General features: G+C 60.8%; 16 protein-coding genes. 5 read left to right on the forward strand and 11 right to left on the reverse strand.

Features of this window, described 5'->3' with window-relative positions:
- Positions 1 to 82 precede the first annotated feature (82 nt).
- Complete coding sequence (locus QCD60_RS12375; RefSeq protein ID WP_279785668.1) at positions 83 to 1,000, forward strand: glyoxylate/hydroxypyruvate reductase A; 918 nt, start codon at positions 83 to 85, stop codon at positions 998 to 1,000.
- A 119-nt stretch (positions 1,001 to 1,119) separates the two neighbouring features.
- Here QCD60_RS12375 and QCD60_RS12380 read toward each other — a convergent pair whose 3' ends face one another.
- From QCD60_RS12380 to QCD60_RS12390, 3 genes are all read right to left on the reverse strand, one after another.
- The gene (locus QCD60_RS12380; protein WP_279785670.1) at positions 1,120 to 1,671 is read right to left on the reverse strand and encodes a hypothetical protein; all 552 of its coding nucleotides are present in this window, start codon (positions 1,669 to 1,671) and stop codon (positions 1,120 to 1,122) included.
- An 89-nt stretch (positions 1,672 to 1,760) separates the two neighbouring features.
- Positions 1,761 to 2,681: a LysR substrate-binding domain-containing protein gene (locus tag QCD60_RS12385; RefSeq protein ID WP_104152766.1), complete on the reverse strand. Its 921-nt coding sequence runs from the start codon at positions 2,679 to 2,681 to the stop codon at positions 1,761 to 1,763.
- A 223-nt stretch (positions 2,682 to 2,904) separates the two neighbouring features.
- Positions 2,905 to 3,531: a LysE/ArgO family amino acid transporter gene (locus tag QCD60_RS12390; RefSeq protein ID WP_279785673.1), complete on the reverse strand. Its 627-nt coding sequence runs from the start codon at positions 3,529 to 3,531 to the stop codon at positions 2,905 to 2,907.
- Positions 3,532 to 3,653: 122 nt separating this feature from the next.
- Between QCD60_RS12390 and QCD60_RS12395 the strand changes: the two genes are divergently transcribed.
- Positions 3,654 to 4,538 carry a LysR family transcriptional regulator ArgP gene (locus tag QCD60_RS12395; protein ID WP_279785675.1) on the forward strand — a complete coding sequence of 295 codons (885 nt, stop codon included), beginning with the start codon at positions 3,654 to 3,656 and terminating at the stop codon, positions 4,536 to 4,538.
- A 65-nt stretch (positions 4,539 to 4,603) separates the two neighbouring features.
- Here QCD60_RS12395 and QCD60_RS12400 read toward each other — a convergent pair whose 3' ends face one another.
- From QCD60_RS12400 to QCD60_RS12425, 6 genes are all read right to left on the reverse strand, one after another.
- Positions 4,604 to 6,130: a DHA2 family efflux MFS transporter permease subunit gene (locus tag QCD60_RS12400; protein WP_279785677.1), complete on the reverse strand. Its 1,527-nt coding sequence runs from the start codon at positions 6,128 to 6,130 to the stop codon at positions 4,604 to 4,606.
- Between the two features lie 14 nt (positions 6,131 to 6,144).
- A complete protein-coding gene (locus tag QCD60_RS12405) occupies positions 6,145 to 7,359 on the reverse strand; it encodes an HlyD family efflux transporter periplasmic adaptor subunit (protein ID WP_279785679.1) in 1,215 nt (404 codons plus the stop codon).
- A gap of 10 nt (positions 7,360 to 7,369) precedes the next feature.
- Complete coding sequence (locus QCD60_RS12410; RefSeq protein WP_279785681.1) at positions 7,370 to 8,830, reverse strand: efflux transporter outer membrane subunit; 1,461 nt, start codon at positions 8,828 to 8,830, stop codon at positions 7,370 to 7,372.
- Positions 8,831 to 8,833: 3 nt separating this feature from the next.
- Positions 8,834 to 9,307, reverse strand: a complete 474-nt coding sequence (locus QCD60_RS12415) for a MarR family transcriptional regulator (protein ID WP_279785683.1) — start codon at positions 9,305 to 9,307, stop codon at positions 8,834 to 8,836.
- Positions 9,308 to 9,640: 333 nt separating this feature from the next.
- Positions 9,641 to 11,659: a M48 family metallopeptidase gene (locus QCD60_RS12420; RefSeq protein WP_279785685.1), complete on the reverse strand. Its 2,019-nt coding sequence runs from the start codon at positions 11,657 to 11,659 to the stop codon at positions 9,641 to 9,643.
- Positions 11,660 to 11,674: 15 nt separating this feature from the next.
- The gene (locus QCD60_RS12425; protein WP_279785687.1) at positions 11,675 to 12,268 is read right to left on the reverse strand and encodes a LemA family protein; all 594 of its coding nucleotides are present in this window, start codon (positions 12,266 to 12,268) and stop codon (positions 11,675 to 11,677) included.
- A gap of 374 nt (positions 12,269 to 12,642) precedes the next feature.
- Between QCD60_RS12425 and QCD60_RS12430 the strand changes: the two genes are divergently transcribed.
- The 3 genes from QCD60_RS12430 to QCD60_RS12440 all read left to right on the forward strand — a co-directional run bounded on the left by QCD60_RS12430 (position 12,643) and on the right by QCD60_RS12440 (position 14,613).
- The gene (locus QCD60_RS12430) at positions 12,643 to 12,948 is read left to right on the forward strand and encodes a DUF1244 domain-containing protein (protein ID WP_279785689.1); all 306 of its coding nucleotides are present in this window, start codon (positions 12,643 to 12,645) and stop codon (positions 12,946 to 12,948) included.
- Positions 12,949 to 13,026: 78 nt separating this feature from the next.
- Positions 13,027 to 13,611 carry a TetR/AcrR family transcriptional regulator gene (locus QCD60_RS12435; RefSeq protein WP_279785691.1) on the forward strand — a complete coding sequence of 195 codons (585 nt, stop codon included), beginning with the start codon at positions 13,027 to 13,029 and terminating at the stop codon, positions 13,609 to 13,611.
- A 105-nt stretch (positions 13,612 to 13,716) separates the two neighbouring features.
- A complete protein-coding gene (locus tag QCD60_RS12440) occupies positions 13,717 to 14,613 on the forward strand; it encodes an NAD(P)-dependent oxidoreductase (protein WP_279785693.1) in 897 nt (298 codons plus the stop codon).
- A gap of 24 nt (positions 14,614 to 14,637) precedes the next feature.
- Here QCD60_RS12440 and QCD60_RS12445 read toward each other — a convergent pair whose 3' ends face one another.
- Entirely contained in the window at positions 14,638 to 16,236 is a 1,599-nt protein-coding gene (locus QCD60_RS12445; RefSeq protein ID WP_279785695.1) for a sensor domain-containing diguanylate cyclase, read from the reverse strand.
- A gap of 68 nt (positions 16,237 to 16,304) precedes the next feature.
- Positions 16,305 to 17,345, reverse strand: coding sequence for a dihydroorotase (gene pyrC, locus QCD60_RS12450; protein WP_279785697.1), 1,041 nt, complete (start codon positions 17,343 to 17,345; stop codon positions 16,305 to 16,307).
- Positions 17,346 to 17,470: the final 125 nt, after the last annotated feature.

Consider the following 17,470-nt stretch of genomic DNA (forward strand, 5'->3'; position numbering starts at 1 on the left):
AGGTACGCGCCGCACCACCCGCGCGCGCTGAAGGCTGTCACCGTATTGTTGTCCCTGATACCCCAGGCTGAGGAGGCCATCCATGCTCTATCTTTACGTGGATTCAGACCGTGAAATCTGGCAGGAAAGTTTGCAGCTCAAACTTCCGCTTGACGTCGTGGCCTGGCCTCACAGTGTCGACGCAGAGCAGGTCGAATACGTCGCTGCCTGGAATCCGCCGGACGGCTTTTTTGCTCCCTTCACTCATCTGAAAGGCATCTTTGCGCTGGGTGCCGGGCTGGACCGCTTTCATAAACGCGATGATATCGCCCCTGGCACACCGCTGATCCGCCTGACCGATGCCGGCATGGCGCAGCAGATGCTCGAATATGTCCTGCACGGCATTCTGCATTTTCAGCGTGATTTTGACCGTTACCTGCAGCAGCAGGAGCAGAATATCTGGCAGTCCTGGCCTTATCGCAGTGCCCGCGAGCTGCGCGTGTCGGTGCTGGGGCTGGGTGAGCTGGGTGGCCATGTAGCCCAGGTGCTGGCGCAGCTGGGCTATCAGGTGCAGGGCTGGAGCCGCACGCCCAAGCATCTGGAAGGTATCACCACCTGCCATGGCATGGCGGCCTTGCCCAACCTGTTGCAGCACACCGATGTGCTGGTCAGCATCCTGCCTTCTACCCCGGAAACACGCGGCCTGCTGAATGCCGATACGCTGATTCTGCTACCCAGAGGCGCAGTGGTGATCAATGCCGGACGTGGCGATCTGATCGAGCTGCGGGCGCTGATCGATCAGCTCGACAGTGGCCATCTGCGCGGCGCCCAGCTGGATGTGTTCCCGCAGGAACCACTGACCGCCGAAAACCCTATCTGGCAACACCCGAAACTGATCATTACTCCCCATGTGGCGGCGGCCACACTGGTAGAAGAAGCCACCAGTCAGATTGCCAGCAAGCTGGCACAGTGGCAGCAGGGTCAGAGTGTGGCCGGGCTGGTCACCAAGGCGGCTGTCTGAGCTGACTGCGACTGACCGTAGTGTGGTCAACGTTGCCGAAAAGATGTGGATAAGCTTGTGGGTTGCTGTGGATAGTCGGTTATAAACCATCCACAGCGGCTGTGCAGGGTAAGCCGTTGCTAACCGGCCTTGCAGACTTTCAGCAGGGTGTTGATAGCATTGGTAGAGCCTGCAGACAGGTAACCGTGGATAAATTCCTTACCCTGTTTTTTGTAGCCGATGGCGAAGTAGGGGTCGGCGCGCTTGAGATCGGCCAGCATCGGGCTGGTGACGGGGATCACCGCATGCAGGTTGCGGTCTTTATCAGAGAACTTCTGCAGTGGCAGGGTGCCCTGGCGTTCTTCCTTGCCGAACTGGACCTTGAACAGCACATTGGTCTCGGTCAGCATCTCCTTGCTTTCCACCAGTACCAGCAATTGATCCGGCTTGCTGTGAATGCACACCAGACTGAAAAAGGTGGAACCCTTACCGGGGTCATTGGCCTGTGGAGTGGTGGCGAAATACTGCTTTTCCGCACCAGGGAACTGCCGTTCACCCACCAGCCAGGCTTTGCTGCGGGTAATTTCTTTATAGCTGGGTTTGGGATCGGCGGTCGTTTCCGCCCAGCTGCCGGAGATGCACAGTGCCATGATCATCCCTAATCCCAGTTTGCCCCAAAGTGGCTTCTTCATACGTCCCTCCATCAGATAAACAGGGTTGCCGGCTGTGGATAACCCTGTGAATGGTTGTGCATAACCGTTTAAATAGATGTGATCAGCCGTTAAAGCATGGTGATCTTGCCGGTCGGTGGCTGCCAGGCTTCCACTGCGGCGGTGAGGCCCAGTGAGTCGATCAGAGCGCGGGCCGGTGAGCTGAGGAAACGCTCTGGCCACCAGACCAGTGACAGCGAACGGCTGAGGTCCAGCTCTGGCCACGCCAGATCCACCAGACGACCGTTCTGCAGATCTTCCTGCACCGCCAGTTCCGACAAACAACCGACGCCAAGTCCCGCCAGTACCGCCTGTTTTATGGCCTCGTGGTGGGCCAATTCCAACCTTACATGCAGGCGGTTGCGGTCGTTACCCAGTACCTGTTCCAACACCGCACGGGTACCGGAGCCCGATTCACGCAGGATCCACGGTGCCTGCAGCAGGCGTTCCGGCTTGCCGGCGAATTCGGCCCAGGGGCTGTCGCTGGCGGCCACCAGAAACAGCCGGTCCTGCCGCCAGGGCACGTAGGCCAGCCGGGGTTCACGGCACAAGCCCTCGATCAGGCCAATGTCGGCATCCAGATTCAGCAGCGAACCGAGCACATCAGAGCTGTTACGCAGGCGCAGTTTCAGATCGACCTTGGGATAGAGCGCGAGAAAATCCAGTGCCATACGTGGCAGCAGATAACTACCGATGGTCATACTGGCGGAGATGGTGAACGGCCCTGCCACCTCCCGCTTGCCACCCTGCTCGAAGTTTTCCACCTGACCGAGAATGGTCTCCGCCAGTGACAGCTGGGTTTCACCCAGCGGGCTCAGACGCAGACGACGCCCCTGACGGTCAAATAACGGTGCCCCCAGATGACCCTCCAGCTCGGCCAGCGCCATGCTGGCGGCGGACTGGGTCAGACCGATCTGGTCGGCGGCGGCACTGACACTGCCTTTGCGGGCAATGGCGGCGAATACCTGAAGTTGGCGCAGGGTAATGCGCATATCGCTGTCCCCCCGAACAAGCACGACAACTGGAATGCAGCTGCGTTGTGGCGCAGCGCCTTCTTGAATAAGAAGAGTTGATAAGTGTTATTGGCTTTATAAAGTTTTACTTATTATCAATGGGCACTGGCAGGGTGCAAGGGGGTGTACCCGGATTTGCTTATTATTTAACCGAATGGCAGGACGGATAGCGCCGCTGTGGTCGGTGGCCGTCTGCTGCCGGTCAGGGCAGCAGTACAGAGCGCAGTAGTGACCAGGCCAGACTCAGCATCATGGTACCGACCAGCGCATCCAGTAACTTCCACGTCCAGGCACGGGCAAACCAGGGGGCCAGCCAGCGACCGAGCAGGCTCAGGGCGCAGAACCACAGGCAGGACAGGGTCATGGCGCCGAGAGTAAAGCCGCCGCGGCTGTGTGCCTGCAGCTGGCTGGCCAGCCCGCCGAGCAGCACCAGCGTATCCAGCCAGGCGTGTGGATTCAGCCAGGTGACGATAAAGGTGGTGCCCAGAGCTGCCCAGCGACTCTGGCTGAGCTGGCCGTGGCTGTCGATATGCAGTTCTTCCTGCTGGAACAGGGCCCGCCGCCAGCTTTGCAGACCATAAATCAGCAGAAAGGCGACGCCCAGCCAGGCTGCAACCTGTGACAGTACGGGAGAACGTGCCAGTGTCTGGCCGACGCCGAACACGCCCATGGCGATCAGCAGCCAGTCGCTGACAATGCAAAACAGGGTCGTCTGCACGACATGCTGACCGCGAATACTCTGCCCCAGCACCCAGGCATTCTGAGCGCCGATAGCGACAATCAGCACGGCACTGACGGTTATTCCCTGCCAGTAAGCGATGATATCCATGGGTTGAACTCCCCGTAACAGACTCGCCAGCCCCTGCTGGCAGCTTGAGGATGGCAAGGGTAAGGGCTAGACTCTCAATCAGTTAAGCTAATATTTCTATGTATTTATAAGAGAATTTAATAATGCTGGACTACAAACTGCTGGAAGCCCTGGCGGCGGTGATCCAACAGCAGAGCTTTGAGCGGGCGGCGGATGTGCTGTGCCTGACCCAGTCGGCGGTTTCACAGCGCATCCGGCTGCTGGAGGAGCGGCTGGGGCAGCCGGTGCTGGTGCGCTCGACGCCGATCCGGCCGACGGAGCTGGGGCAGAAGCTGTTTCACCATGTGCAGCAGGTACAGGTACTGGAGCAGTCCCTGTCCACCGATATTCGTCCGACCACTGACAGCTACACCCGCCTGCGTCTGGCGGTGAATGCCGACAGTCTGGCGATCTGGCTGATGCCGGTGTTTGCCGACCTGTTTCATGAGCACAAGGTGCTGATGGAGCTGATGGTGGAGGATCAGGACTGCACCCTGGCCCGCCTGAAAAGTGGTGAGGTGATCGGTTGCGTCAGCGCTCAGGACACCCTGGTGCCGGGCTGTAACCGGCTGCATCTGGGCGTGATGGACTATATCTGGGTCTGCACACCCGCTTTTGCCCAGCGCTTCTTCGCCAGCGGTGTCAATGCTGACAGCCTGCGGCAGGCCCCGGCGGTCGCCTTTGACCGTGACGACCAGCTGCATGTGCGCTTTGTGCGCCAGCACTTCAACCTCACCGCAGGAGACATCGACTTCCATATGATTCCGACAGTGGAAGGTTTTATCGATGCTATCCGTTACGGCATGGCCTACGGCTTTGTGCCGCGGTCACAGATACGGCAGGAGCTGGCCAGCGGCAAGCTGATCAACCCGACGCCGGAGCTGAAGATGCCGGTGCCGCTGTACTGGCACCACTGGCGCCTGCAAACCCCGATGCTGGCCCGCCTTGGCAGCCTGCTGGAGAAGGCGGCGCGGCAGTATTTGCAGTAACTCCCTCCCGCATAGATGCAAACGGCGCCAGTAAGGCGCCGTTTGCATTGTCTGTCTGCCGGGCTTCAGTGATCGCCGCCCCCACCGCCATGCTTGGCGCCGAAAGGTGGCTTGGCCAGCCAGATGATCAGGAACAGCCCCATGAACACCCAGGCCATCATGGAGAAGTAGTCCACTGTGGACATCATGTAGGCCTGCCCTTCGATCAGATGATCGATCTGCGCGTAGTGGCTCTGGCTGCTGCCGCCCAACTGCTGCAGATACTGCTGGGTAGCCGGGTTGAAGGCGTTGATGTTTTCGGTCAGCTGGGCGTGGTGGAACACCTCACGCCGGTGCCAGATCCAGGTGGTCAGCGAGGAGGCAAAGCTGCCTCCCAGTACCCGCAGGAAGGTGGCCAGACCGGAGCCTTCAGCAATCTCCCGGTGATGCAGACTGGACAGCAGAATGGTGGTGGTGGGCATAAAGAACAGCGCCACCCCCAGCCCCATCAGCACCTGCACCAGCGCGATGTGGGTATAGTCGACCTCAGTGGTGAAGCTGGCGCGCAGGAAGCAGGTGGTGCCGATCACCAGAAACGAGCCCCCGGCCAGCAGGCGCATATCCACCTTGTGCCCCAGACGCCCAATCACCGGCGACAGGAACACCGGCAGGATACCAATCGGTGCGGCAGCCAGACCGGCCCAGATGGCGGTGTAACCCAGCTGGGTCTGCAGCCACTGCGGCAGCAGCAGGTTGATGCCGAAGAAGCCCGCATAACCCAGCACCAGCCCCAGCGTACCGAAGCTGAAGTTGCGGTATTTGAACAGGCGCAGGTTGATGATCGGGTGATCGTCGGTCAGCTCCCAGATCACCAGTGCAATCAGGCAGACCACCGCTATCGCCGTACCGATCACAATCTCCCGCGATTCAAACCAGTCCAGATCATTGCCTTTATCCAGCACCACCTGCAGCAGCCCGACCCCCAGCACCAGCAGAATCAGGCCGACATAGTCGATGGGTTGCTGCACCGTCTGCTCCGGCTTCTTGCCGAGCTGGGCAATGACGATGGAAATAGCGATGGCGCCGATGGGCAGGTTGATAAAGAAGATCCACGGCCAGGAATAGTTGTCCGTCAGCCAGCCACCGGCGATGGGGCCGATGATCGGCGCCACCACCGCCACCATGGCCAGCAGCGACAGCGCCATGCCGCGCTTCATCGGCGGATAGATAGCCAGCAGCAGCGTCTGCGCCATGGGGTAGAGCGGGCCGGCTACCAGCCCCTGCAGGGCACGGAACAGCACCAGCTCAGTCATCGACTGGGCAATGCCACAGAGGAACGAGGTGATGACGAACAGGATCACCGCCGCCAGGAACAGTTTCACCTCACCCATGCGCCGCGCCAGCCAGCCGGTCAGCGGCAGGGAGATGGCGTTGCACACCGCAAAGGAGGTGATGACCCAGGTGCCCTGTTCCGAGCTGACCCCGAGGTTACCGGCGATGGTTGGCAGGGCAACGTTGGCGATGGTGGTGTCGAGCACCTGCATAAAGGTCGCCAGCGACAGCCCCACCGTGGCGAGCACCAGGCTCGCCGGGCGGAAAGTGTTATCGCTCATGAGAGTCTCCGACCTCAGTGGGTCATGCCAACCTGCTCGGCTACCGGGCCGTTGTCATGGATCAGCTGGGCAATCAGGGCATCGGCTTCGCTCAGCTGATGCTGGTAGACATCAGTGGCGTAGCGTGGTTTGGTCTGGGCTTTCTCGGCCAGCACCGGGCCGTCCTGATCATGCAGGTCGACAGTGACGGTGGTGGACAGTCCGATACGCAGCGGATGCTTGTCGAGATTGTCGCTTTGCAGGCGGATGCGTACCGGCAGGCGCTGGACGATCTTGATCCAGTTGCCGCTGGCGTTTTGCGCCGGCAGCAGCGAGAAGGCGCTGCCGGTGCCGACGCCGAGGCTTTCCACCGTACCGCGATAGCGCACATCACTGCCGTAGAGATCGGCATGGATTTCCACTGGCTGGCCGATGCGCATGTCTTTCAGCTGGGTTTCCTTGAAGTTGGCATCGATCCAGACATCATCCAGCGGGACTACGGCCAGCAGCGGGGCACCGGCCTGCACCCGGCTGCCCACCTGCACGGTGCGCTGGGCGATATAGCCACTGACCGGTGCCACCAGCGTGCTGCGGGCATGGTTGAGATAGGCCTGACGCAGGCTGGCGGCGGCTGCCATGACCTCGGGGTGAGAGGCAATATGGGTGTCATCCACCAGTGCCAGAGCGCTGTCCAGCTTCTGCTTGGCAGAGGTGACGGCGCGTTCGGCGGCACTCAGGGCATCACGGGCGTGGGCCAGTTCTTCCTGTGAAATGGCGCCGCCCTTGGCCAGTTTCTGTCGGCGCTGGTAGTCGGCCTGTGCCTGCTGGACATCCACTTTGCGGGCTTCCAGCTGGGCCTTGTAGTTATCCACATCGCTGTACAGACCGCGCACCTGACGCACTGCCTTGGCCAGATTGGCTTCGGAGCTCTGCAGCGCGACTTCGGTATCGGCCGGATCGAATTCCACCAGGGTCTGGCCCTGCTCGACAAAGTCACCGTTGTCAGCCGTGATGCTGATCACTGTACCGGCGGTCTGTGGGGTCAGCTGGATCAGGTTGCCATCGACATAGGCGTCATCGGTTTCCTCATAAAAGCGACCGTAGCTCTCATGATAGAAGTAGGCACCGGCACTGCCGACGGCGACGGCGGCGACCAGCAGGCTCAGCATCAGCGTGCGCTTGCCATTGCGCTTGGTGGGTTGTGCCGCCTGGGCTGAGGCATTGGGAGTCGTTGTAGTGTTGTCAGCCATGATTCACATCTCATCGAACAGTGGGCGCCGCCGCGGCTGCGACGGGCACGGATTGAGGTTGGAAGCCACCACCGAGTGACTGCATCAGCAGAATGGCGGTGTCGACACGTTCGGCCTGCAGGCTGGCCAGCTGGCGGTCGGCTTGCAGCAACTGCTGCTCGACGCTGAGGGCGTCCAGATAGTTGCCGACACCCGCGCGATAGCGCTGCATGGCGATGTCATAGGAGCGGCGGGCGATGTCACTGGCGCGTTGCTGCTGCTCGATCTGTTGCTCCAGCGAGCGGAAGCGGGTCAGCTCGTCACCGATGTCACCCAGGGCATTGACCAGCGTCTGGTTGTACTGCGCCACGACCAGATCGTAGTCAGCATCACGGCTGGCCAGACTGGCACGCAGGCGGCCACCGTCGAAGACCGGCAGGGACAGCGCCGGGCCAATGCTGAAGAACTGACTGGCAGTGCCAAACAGCGCATCACCGAGCAGTGATTTGGTACCGACTGCCGCATTGAGGTTGAGATTGGGGTAGAAGGTGGTCTTGGTGGCGGCAATGTCCCTGGCGGCCGCCTCCACACGCCAGCGTGCGGCTACCAGATCAGGGCGACGACCCAGCAGTTCCGCAGGCAGGTTGTCGGGCACGGCTACCTGAGCTGGCGCAATCAGGGAGGGTTTGGGCAGGTCGTTACCGCGGTCGGGGCCTTTGCCCAGCAGCACGGCCAGACGAATCTGGGCACTACGGACATCCTGCTGGGTGGCCGTCAGGGCGGCTTCGGCAGCCGCTTCCAGGCTTTGGGTCTGCTGCAGCTGGAATTCGCTGTCGAGACCGGCATCCAGACGCTGTTTCGACAGTTTCAGCATGTCGCGGGTACGGGCCAGATCCTGCTCGGCGATGTCCTGCTCAGAATAGGCCTGCCCCAGCTGGTTGTAGGCGCGAGCCACATCGGCGGCCAGCGTCAGGCGGGCCGCCTGCTGATCCACTTCGCTGGCGCGGGCGCGGCCCAGAGCAGCTTCCCAGGCAGCGCGCTCACCGCCCCACAGGTCGAAACGGTAGCTGCCGTCCAGCGAGGCGCTGCGCAGGGTACCGAACAGCGCGCCCTGACCGGTCGGGTCGTCCACCCGTGCTGCACGGGAGCGGGTGATACCGGCATTAGCGTCCAGCGTGGGCTGGCGTGAGGCATCGGTGGCCGCCACCGCCGCACTGGCCTGACGGGCACGGGCATCGGCAATCTGCAGACTGGGGCTGGAGGTCAGGGCTTCGGCAATCAGGGCATCCAGCTGCTGGTCGCCGAGACTGTTCCACCAGTCACTGCCAGGCCAGCTGGCATCGCTAAGGGACTGGCCGTTGGCCAGGGTGTTACCGGCCTGCAGGCTGTTGGCATCGAGCAGCTTGCCGCTGGTGTGCAGGCCGTCGAAAGAGGCACAACCACTGAGCAGCAGGGCCAGTGACAGGGCGCTCAGAGAAAATCGTAAGGTCATGAATCAGTCCTCGCTCACCGTCGCTGACAGTGGGGTATGCACGGTCAGCATCTTGTTCAGCAGCACATGCAGGGTGTCGATCTCGCTGTGCTCCAGTGCCTGAGTCAGGTCGTTGAGGGCATCAGCGGCAATCTTGGGAATCTCTTCGGCGAACTGCCTGCCCTCGGGTGTCAGTGCCAGCAGAACCTGACGACGGTCAGTGGTGCTGCGGGAGCGGATCAGCAGTTCCTTGTTTTCCAGCCGGTCGAGCATGCGGGTCATGGCGCCACTGTCGATGGACAGGGTGCGGACCAGATCGGCCGTGTTCTGGATGTTGCCCCGGGCCATCAGCAGCAGCACCTTGAACTGGGCCGTGGTGATGTCGTAGGGCTGCAGGTGTTTTTCCAGGCAGCGGTCCTTGACCTGATTGAGCAGATGAATCAGGTGCCCAAAGGTCTGGTTGCTGCAGGCGAAATCATCGCGGTTGAAATATGTCATAGCAGTCTCTGCCTAGGCAGTGATTTGGCCTGCACTATAGGGGTGGAATATTGGTTTCGTAAGCAGTCAGTTCAGATATAACTGTTGCATATATCTGACCAATGGTTGCTTACCGCGGCCTGACTGGGCTGGCGTAAATTGCGCATAAAATGTGCAGATGAAGTCGGGTGGCAACAACAGAAATGACTGTTGCAGCATCAGCGCTGAAACAGCCGTTTTGGCTGATCCAATCTGCCAGTGAGGAAGTGAGGAAGTGAGGAAGTGAGGAAGTGAGGAAGTGAGGAAGTGAGGAAGTGAGGAAAATGGTGCCCGGCTGAATCGGGCACCGTTGTATCAGGCGGGTGGCTGGTAACGAATATCCTGCTGATCCACGGCGTCGTAGATCAGCGGCGGGATCGGACAGCCGCACAGCAGGGCAATGATGCGCAGTGCCTGAGCTTCCTGCTGGTTGACCCGGCCATCGAACTCGATGCACTGGCAGCAGGCCTGCAGCAGCTTTTGCTTGGCCAGTGGCAGCAGACGGCCACAGTGGCGGATGGCGCCCTGCAATTGTTCCAGACTGGCCCGGGCGGGGAGCGGCTGCGGTGGCAGGCGCATCAGCTGTAGTGCCTGGTTGTAGGCTGCCTGCTGATCATCGCTGTGCATGGCGGAGAAGTGGCAGAGTGTGGCCAGCAGGGTGTGAATGTCGTTGCGGGTCTGGCTGATCTGCCGGTGGCCGCTGCTGATGGTGCGGCGCTTGTCGAGCTGATCGACCTGATGCTGAACCATCAGCGTCAGCGCCCATTCAAACAGGCTGACTTTGCCATCGGCCATCACCAGCGTATGCACCTGCGTGAGCAAATGCTGGCGCAGATTGGGGGTACTGTCGCGCAGGGTCGGCAGGGCAATTTCTGCCAGTGCCAGCCGGTCGCTGTCGGCAAGCCGTACCAGTCCGGCATGCAGCTGCTGCAGATCGTTGCGGTCACTGAGAGGAATGGCCAGCTGGCCGATCAGGCGCTGGCTTTCCGTCTCGTCCGCAGGCAGCAGCATGGCCAGCAGCAACAGTGGTGCCTGCTGACTGGCATGGGCCGCCTGATAGAGGGGGGCGGGCAGACGTTGCAGCCAGGTGCGGGCGAAGTTGTGCTGCGCTTCGGTGGGAGCACCCATGGTGGTCATGGTATCGCTGGTCTTGCGCTGCTGTTCGGCGACCAGTGGCTGCGCCAGATCGCGGCTGGCCAGCATCGCTGCCGTGGCCGCGAGGGAGGCATGCAGCGAGGAGCCGGCCTGCGGACGGGCGCGGCTCTGCATCTGCTCGGTCATGCGTTCAAGCGGGTTGCGCTCCGGCAGATAGCCGCCTTTCCAGCCCGGTTCAAGGCGTTTGATGCGCTCATCCAGAGTGGGGTGGGAGGGAAACAGATCCAGCATGGAAAACAGGCTGCCAGCGCCAAACAGCATATGGCTGACTTCGGCGGCTCGGGGGTTGATCAGGTGGGAGCTCAGCTCATAGCCGCCAATCCGTTTGAGCGCATTGGCGATGCCTTCGGTATTGCGGGTGTACTGCACCGCCGAGGCATCGGCCAGATATTCGCGGGTACGGCTGATCGCAGCCCGAATGGCGCTGGCCAGCAGGCCACCGATAAAGCCCACCAGCAACAGCCCGAGGCCAAACAGGGCAAAGGGGACCGCATCCTTCTTGTTGCGATCCAGATTGTGGCGGGCACCGTTGCCAAACTGCAGCAGTATCCGCCCCAGCTGGGCCAGCATGGTGATGCCGAACACTACTCCCATCAGCCGGATATTGAGACGCATGTCGCCGTGGACGATGTGGCTGAACTCATGGGCGATCACCCCTTCCAGCTCATCGCGGCTGAGCTGTTCCAGTGTGCCGCGGGTCACGGCGATCACGGCATCATCCAGGTCATGGCCGGCGGCAAAGGCATTGATGCCATGTTCGTTGTCGAGTACGAAAACACCGGGCACGCTGCAGCCTGACGCCAGTGCCATTTCCTCGACCACATTGAGCAGACGACGCTCGTAGAAATCATCGGTATCTGCCCGTACCGCGCGTCCACCGAGGGATTCGGCGATGCGATAGCCACCTTCCGACAGGCTGGCGATACGATAGGCACTGCCGACCCCCACCACCAGAGCGACACCCATGAAGACTCTGGCGAATTGCTCCGGGGTGAAGTGGGTCAGCAGCAGGCCGGGGCTGCTCAGCAGGGCATCGATACCCTGATGGCGCTGCAGCTCCTCGAACAGTGCCAGCATCAGCACGGTCAGGGCGCTGAGAAAGATCACCGCCAGTACCATCAGCACCAGCAGCAGACGGGTTTTGCGACGGGCGGCTTCCTGCCAGTTAAAAAACAGCATCTATCTGGCCGCCGCTCAGAACGTGACCTTGGGTGCCTGTTGAATCTGGGCGCTGTCTTCAAACTGCAGCAAGGGGGCGTTGGAACGGTGGCCGAAGGTAGCGGCAAACAGCACGGGCGGGAAAGACTGGCGGTAGATGTTGTAATCGGTCACGACGTCGTTATAGAACTGCCGGGAACGGGCCACCTTGTTCTCGGTGCTGGTCAGTTCTTCGCTCAGCTGCATCATCGAGCTGTTGGCCTTGAGGTCGGGATAGTTTTCCATGGTCACCCGGAACTGACCGAGGGCACTGCTGAGTTTGCCTTCCAGCCCTGCCAGTGTACTGGCATCGCCCTCGCTGTGACTGTTGGCCAGACGGCCCAGAGCGGTGGCAGCGGCATCGCGCGCTTCAATCACCTGCTGCAGGGTGCCGCGTTCGTGCTGCATGTAGCCTTTGGCGGTTTCCACCAGATTAGGGATCAGGTCATAACGGCGTTTGAGTTGCACTTCGATCTGTGCAAAGGCGTTATCGACCTGGTTCTTCTTGGTGACCAGAGCGTTGTAGATGCTGACCACCCAGAAGACGATAACCACGATAATCGCCAGAGTGATAAGAGTGGAAATGCCCATGTGCAGTGTCCTTCTGTCAGTGGGAGGTACAGCCGTTGGTGCCGGTCACCCCGGCACCTGTCCGAGGCAGTGTAGGTCATGTTGCTGCCGGTGACACTAGCAGGCCGTGGAAAATCTGTCAGTGTCGCCGAATAGGGCGTGAAAAGCAGGCTTAACGTGTTCATTCACCTATTACACGCTGCTTTTAGCGGTTGTCCTGTGCGCTGGAGTGCCAGCCCCGATAAGGCTTTTCAGGGTCTGTGGCCATCCCGCACAATAGGCGGCCAGGCGAAGCAGTGTGGCCAGCATCGTCACTGTGCTGCCGGGGGCGTATTGAACCGCTCTGCCATCTGCGCCAGCCATGCTTGTTTATCTTTGATTGATATGAGGTTTTTATGAACGACCAGCAACGTACCGAACTGGAAGCCGCTGCCTTTCGCCGCCTGCTGCAGCATCTGGATGAACACAAGGAAGTGCAGAATATCGAGCTGATGCTGGTAGCGGATTTCTGCCGCAACTGCCTGAGCAAGTGGCTGGGTGAGGAGGCCGGCAAGCGTGACCTCAGCCTCAGCGATGACGATGCCCGTGAGTGGGTATACGGTATGCCCTACAGCCGCTGGAAGAGCGAGTTCCAACAGCCTGCCACCGCTGAACAGCTGGCAGCATTCGAGGCCAAACAGCAGGCTAAGCAGGGCAAGTAACCGGCACTGTAATTGATTATGGAAGTGATCACTTCCATAATCGGCGGCCAACACATTCATGAGCTATGCCGCCGCATTATGAACCGACAACGTGGACGCCCCCGTCAGTTTGATCTTGAGCAGGCGCTGGACAGCGCCATCACGGTATTTCGCCAGCAGGGCTACCACGCCGCCTCCATCAGTGAGCTGAGCGCGGCCATGGGGCTGACGGCGGGTAGCCTCTACAAGGCATTCAAAGACAAACGCCAGCTGTTTCTGGCCGCCTTCGAGCGTTATACCCTGCTGCGCCGGGCGGCACTGAACAGTCACCTGCAGGATGCCAGCAGTGGCTTTGAAGCGGTGCGGCGTGTGCTGCAGTTCTATGTGCACTCCAGTGGCGGTGATGAAGGGCAGCAGGGCTGTCTGGTGGTAGGCAGTATGGTGGCACTGTCGACCCTGGATACGGATCTGGCTGATCATGTCAGGCGTAGCGCCGCCGGTCTGCGTGGCCAGTTGCAGCAGCAGATCCTGCGTGGTCAGCAGGATGGCTCGATTGCCCCTGACGTCAATGCGGAAGTCAGTGCTGAACTGTTGTACTGCCTGCTGCAAGGCATGCGCGTTGCGGGTAAATGTCAGGCGCTGGATGAGGCCGTCATCCCAACTGCGCTGAAGTTACTGACCTAAATGAAGTTACTGACGTAAAATTTTTTACCAATTTAGGGAATGATTAATTCCTAAATGTTTTAACTATCTGTCGATCACTCGCATTCAGGATGTACAGATTCAACGTTGAAGAGGAAACACAGCATGAACATCGCCTTTATCGGTCTGGGTAGCATGGGCAAGCCCATGGCCAGTAACCTGCTGGCCGCCGGGCAGTCGCTGCAGGTATGGAATCGCAATCCGCTGCCCGCAGAAGCACTGGCCACTCTGGGCGCCAGGGTGTGCACGACTCCGCGTCAGGCGGCGGCAGGGGCGGATGTTGTCATCACCATGCTGGCCGATGACAACGCCACTCGCGCTGTGCTGTTTGACGCTGGGGTGCTGGAGGCGATGACGCCCGGCAGTGTGCACGTCAACATGGCCACCATTTCGGTGGCATTGGCGGATGAGCTGGCTGGTGTGCATCAGGCGCGCGGCCTCGGTTATGTGGCGGCGCCGGTACTGGGGCGGGTGGATGTGGCCGCCGCAGGCAAGCTCAATATTCTGGCAGCGGGTGCCGCCGAGCGGGTGGCCCGCATCCAGCCGCTGCTGGATATCATGGGGCAGAAAACCTGGTACTACGGTGAGCAGCCCTCGCAGGCCAATGCGGTCAAACTGGCGGTGAACTTCTGCATCGGCAGTGCCATCGAGACCATGGCCGAGGGGGCGGCGCTCAGTCGTGCGCACGGCGTGGCGGCGGCCGACTTTATCGAGCTGATCACTACCACGCTGTTTGCTGCCCCTGCCTACGTGGGTTACGGCAAGCTGATCGCTGAGGAGAAGTATGAGTTTTCCGGCTTCAAGCTGGCCCTTGGCCTGAAGGATATCCGTCTGGCGCTGGCCGCCGGTGAAAGCAAGAATGTGCCACTGCCTTTTGCCAGCAGCATGCGTGACAGCCTGCTGGAAGCGGTCGCTCATGGCGATGGTGACAAGGAATGGGCGGCGATGGCCAAGGTGGCGGCCCGCCGCGCCGGGCTGGAATAGGCTTGTCTGCGAGCGTCAACCGGTTCAGGGGGCGGGTTGGGCCGCCATGGTCTGATTGCGGCCCGCATGTTTGGCGGCATACAGGGCCAGATCGACCTGTTTCAGCAGCGGCACCACCGCCGTTGCGGTTTCCGGGAACTGCGCCAGCCCCAGTGACAGGGTAACCGGCGGGCCTGCCGGGCTGTTCTGCCCGGCGACCTGCAGGCGCAACCGCTCGGCGACTGCCAGCGCCTGCTCGGCGCTGACATCCGGCAGCAGCATCATGAACTCCTCTCCGCCGCAGCGGCAACAGAGGTCTTCTGCCCGCGAATGCTGACGCAGCTGGTCGGCGATATAACACAGCACCAGATCACCCACATCATGGCCAAAGGCATCGTTAACCCGCTTGAAGTGGTCGATATCGAGCATGATCAGGGTGAAGCGTTGCTGGTTCTGACTCCACTGCGCCAGTACCTGCTCCAGTCCGCGACGATTGACCAGCCCGGTCAGCGGGTCGGTCAGGCTTTCCTGGCTGAGACGGTCAATCTTGTGCTGCATCATGCTCAGGCCGGTCTGCATGGCGTGCTTCAACTGCCCGGCCTCGGCATACCAGTCCCTGACTTTATTGGTATGGTGCAGCGCCTGCTGATCATCCAGATGGCGAGCCACCTTTGCCAGCTGATGCAGAGGCCGGGTAATCAGACGGGTCAGCCAGCTGATCAGCAGCAGAGTGACCAGCAGCGGCGGCAGGGCGTTGCGCACGGTGATAAACATCAGGTGATTCAGCTCGCTGGTGACGGCAGCCATCGGTCGCTGAGCGACAATGCCCCAGCGGGTAGCCGGGACTCTGGCAAAGCCTGCCAGCATGCTGGTGCCCTGCGTATTGGTGACCTGCTGACTGCCTGCCTGTCCCTGCATCAGCTCAGAGACTACCGGGTTGCTTTCCACGTACTCACCGACGCGCTGACTCTGGCTGTGATAGATCAACCGGCCCTGCTCATCTACGACATAGAGGTTGGAGCCGTCTTTGTAGGGATGTTCACCGAGCAGGGTATCCAGCGCATTGTGCTCCTGCAGATAAATGGTGCCGGCTACATAGCCCTGATACTGGCCATCGGCGGTGATGATGGGCTGGGCAATAAAGATGATCAGACGGCCGCTGGGGGCGGTGAACGGCTCACTGATATACAGCGTCCGCTGTTTGAGGGCCGCCAGTGATTCCGCTGACGCTACATGCTGGCCCGCGGGATAGACTCTCTGTGGTGAGTAGGCAAGGATTTCGCCGTCGGCAGCAACAATGATGGCGGAGTTGAAGCGGTTGCTGTCGAGACGGATACGATCCACCACATCCTGCAACTGGCCGGCATTATGCAGCTGCCCTGACAGGCGATGGGCGCTGTAGGACAGGCGGTCAATCGCCGCAGTCATAAACAGGTTGGTGCTTTCTGCCAGTTTCGAGGCGTAAACCCGGTTGGCTTCCAGCGTGGTCTGGATCAGCAGCTGGCGCTGTACCGTGTAGCTGGCATAGAGGCTGATCGCCAGAGTCAGCAGCACCGTCAGCAGACAGAGTGACAGAATCAGGGTGCGCAGGTTCAGGCGACGGTAGGGCCCACGACCGGGCGGGGTGGAGTTGACCGTGCTCATAACACCTTGTCGGCAGCAGCGGGAGAGAAATCCTCCGGGCATACCGCCCGGAGGTGTGCAGGTAACGCTTATTCTGCCAGCATTTTCCAGCGCAGGGTCTCACCGGCACGCAGTGGCACGATCACATCATGGCCGAAGGCCATTTCTGCCGGTACCTGCCAGTTTTCCCTGACCAGGGTAATGGTGTCGGTATTGCGTGGCAGGGCATAGAAGTCCGGGCCGAAATGGCTGGCAAAGGCTTCCAGCTTGTCCAGTGCGCCCAGGTCTTCAAAGATTTCAGCATACAGCTCAATGGCTGCATAGGCAGTGAAGCAGCCCGCGCAACCACAGGCCGATTCCTTGGCGCCCCTGGCATGTGGCGCAGAGTCGGTGCCGAGGAAGAATTTGGCACTGCCGCTGATCGCGGCGGCCTGCAGCGCCTGCTGATGCACATTGCGCTTGAGGATGGGCAGGCAGAACAGATGCGGACGAATGCCACCGACCAGCATATGGTTACGGTTGTAGGCCAGATGCTGCACGGTAATGGTGGCGCCGACATTGGCTCCCTGACTGTTGACGAAGGCGACCGCATCGGCGGTGGTGATATGCTCGACCACCAGCTTCAGTGACGGGTGGCGGCTGACCAGTGGCACCAGAATATCGTCGAGGAACTGCTTTTCACGGTCGAAAATATCGACGTGGTTGTGAGTCACTTCACCGTGTACCAGCAGCGGCATACCGCATTCGGCCAGGGCGGCACAGATGTCATCAAGCTTGCCGAGGTCGGTCACACCGGAGTCGGAGTTGGTCGTGGCACCTGCAGGATAGAGCTTGACCGCGGCGACCTTGCCGGTGGCTTTGGCGGCGCGGATCATCTCGGCGGTGGTGTTGTCAGTGAGGTATAGCACCATCAGTGGTTCAAAGCGGGAACCTGCCGGTACCTGCGCCATGATGCGTTCACGATAGGCCAGCGCCTGCTCTGCGTTCATCACCGGGGGGCGGAGGTTGGGCATGATGATGGCACGGCCCATCTGCCGGGCGGTGGCGGGCACCGTATGCGGCAGTACGTCGAGATCACGCAGGTGCAGGTGCCAGTCGTCGGGGCGGGTAAGGGTTAAACGCTCAGTCATGCCGGGGTCCACGCAGTCAGATCAGGGATAAGAAAGGGTGGCCCATTATAGACAAATGCAGGGGGCTGCGCAGTGATGGATCAGGCTTATGTGTGTGGTGCGGGGTATTGACGGGTGTCAGCGCG

It is taken from the genome of Pokkaliibacter sp. MBI-7 (genome assembly GCF_029846635.1).
In the GTDB taxonomy this organism is placed as follows: Bacteria; Pseudomonadota; Gammaproteobacteria; order Pseudomonadales; family Balneatricaceae; genus Pokkaliibacter.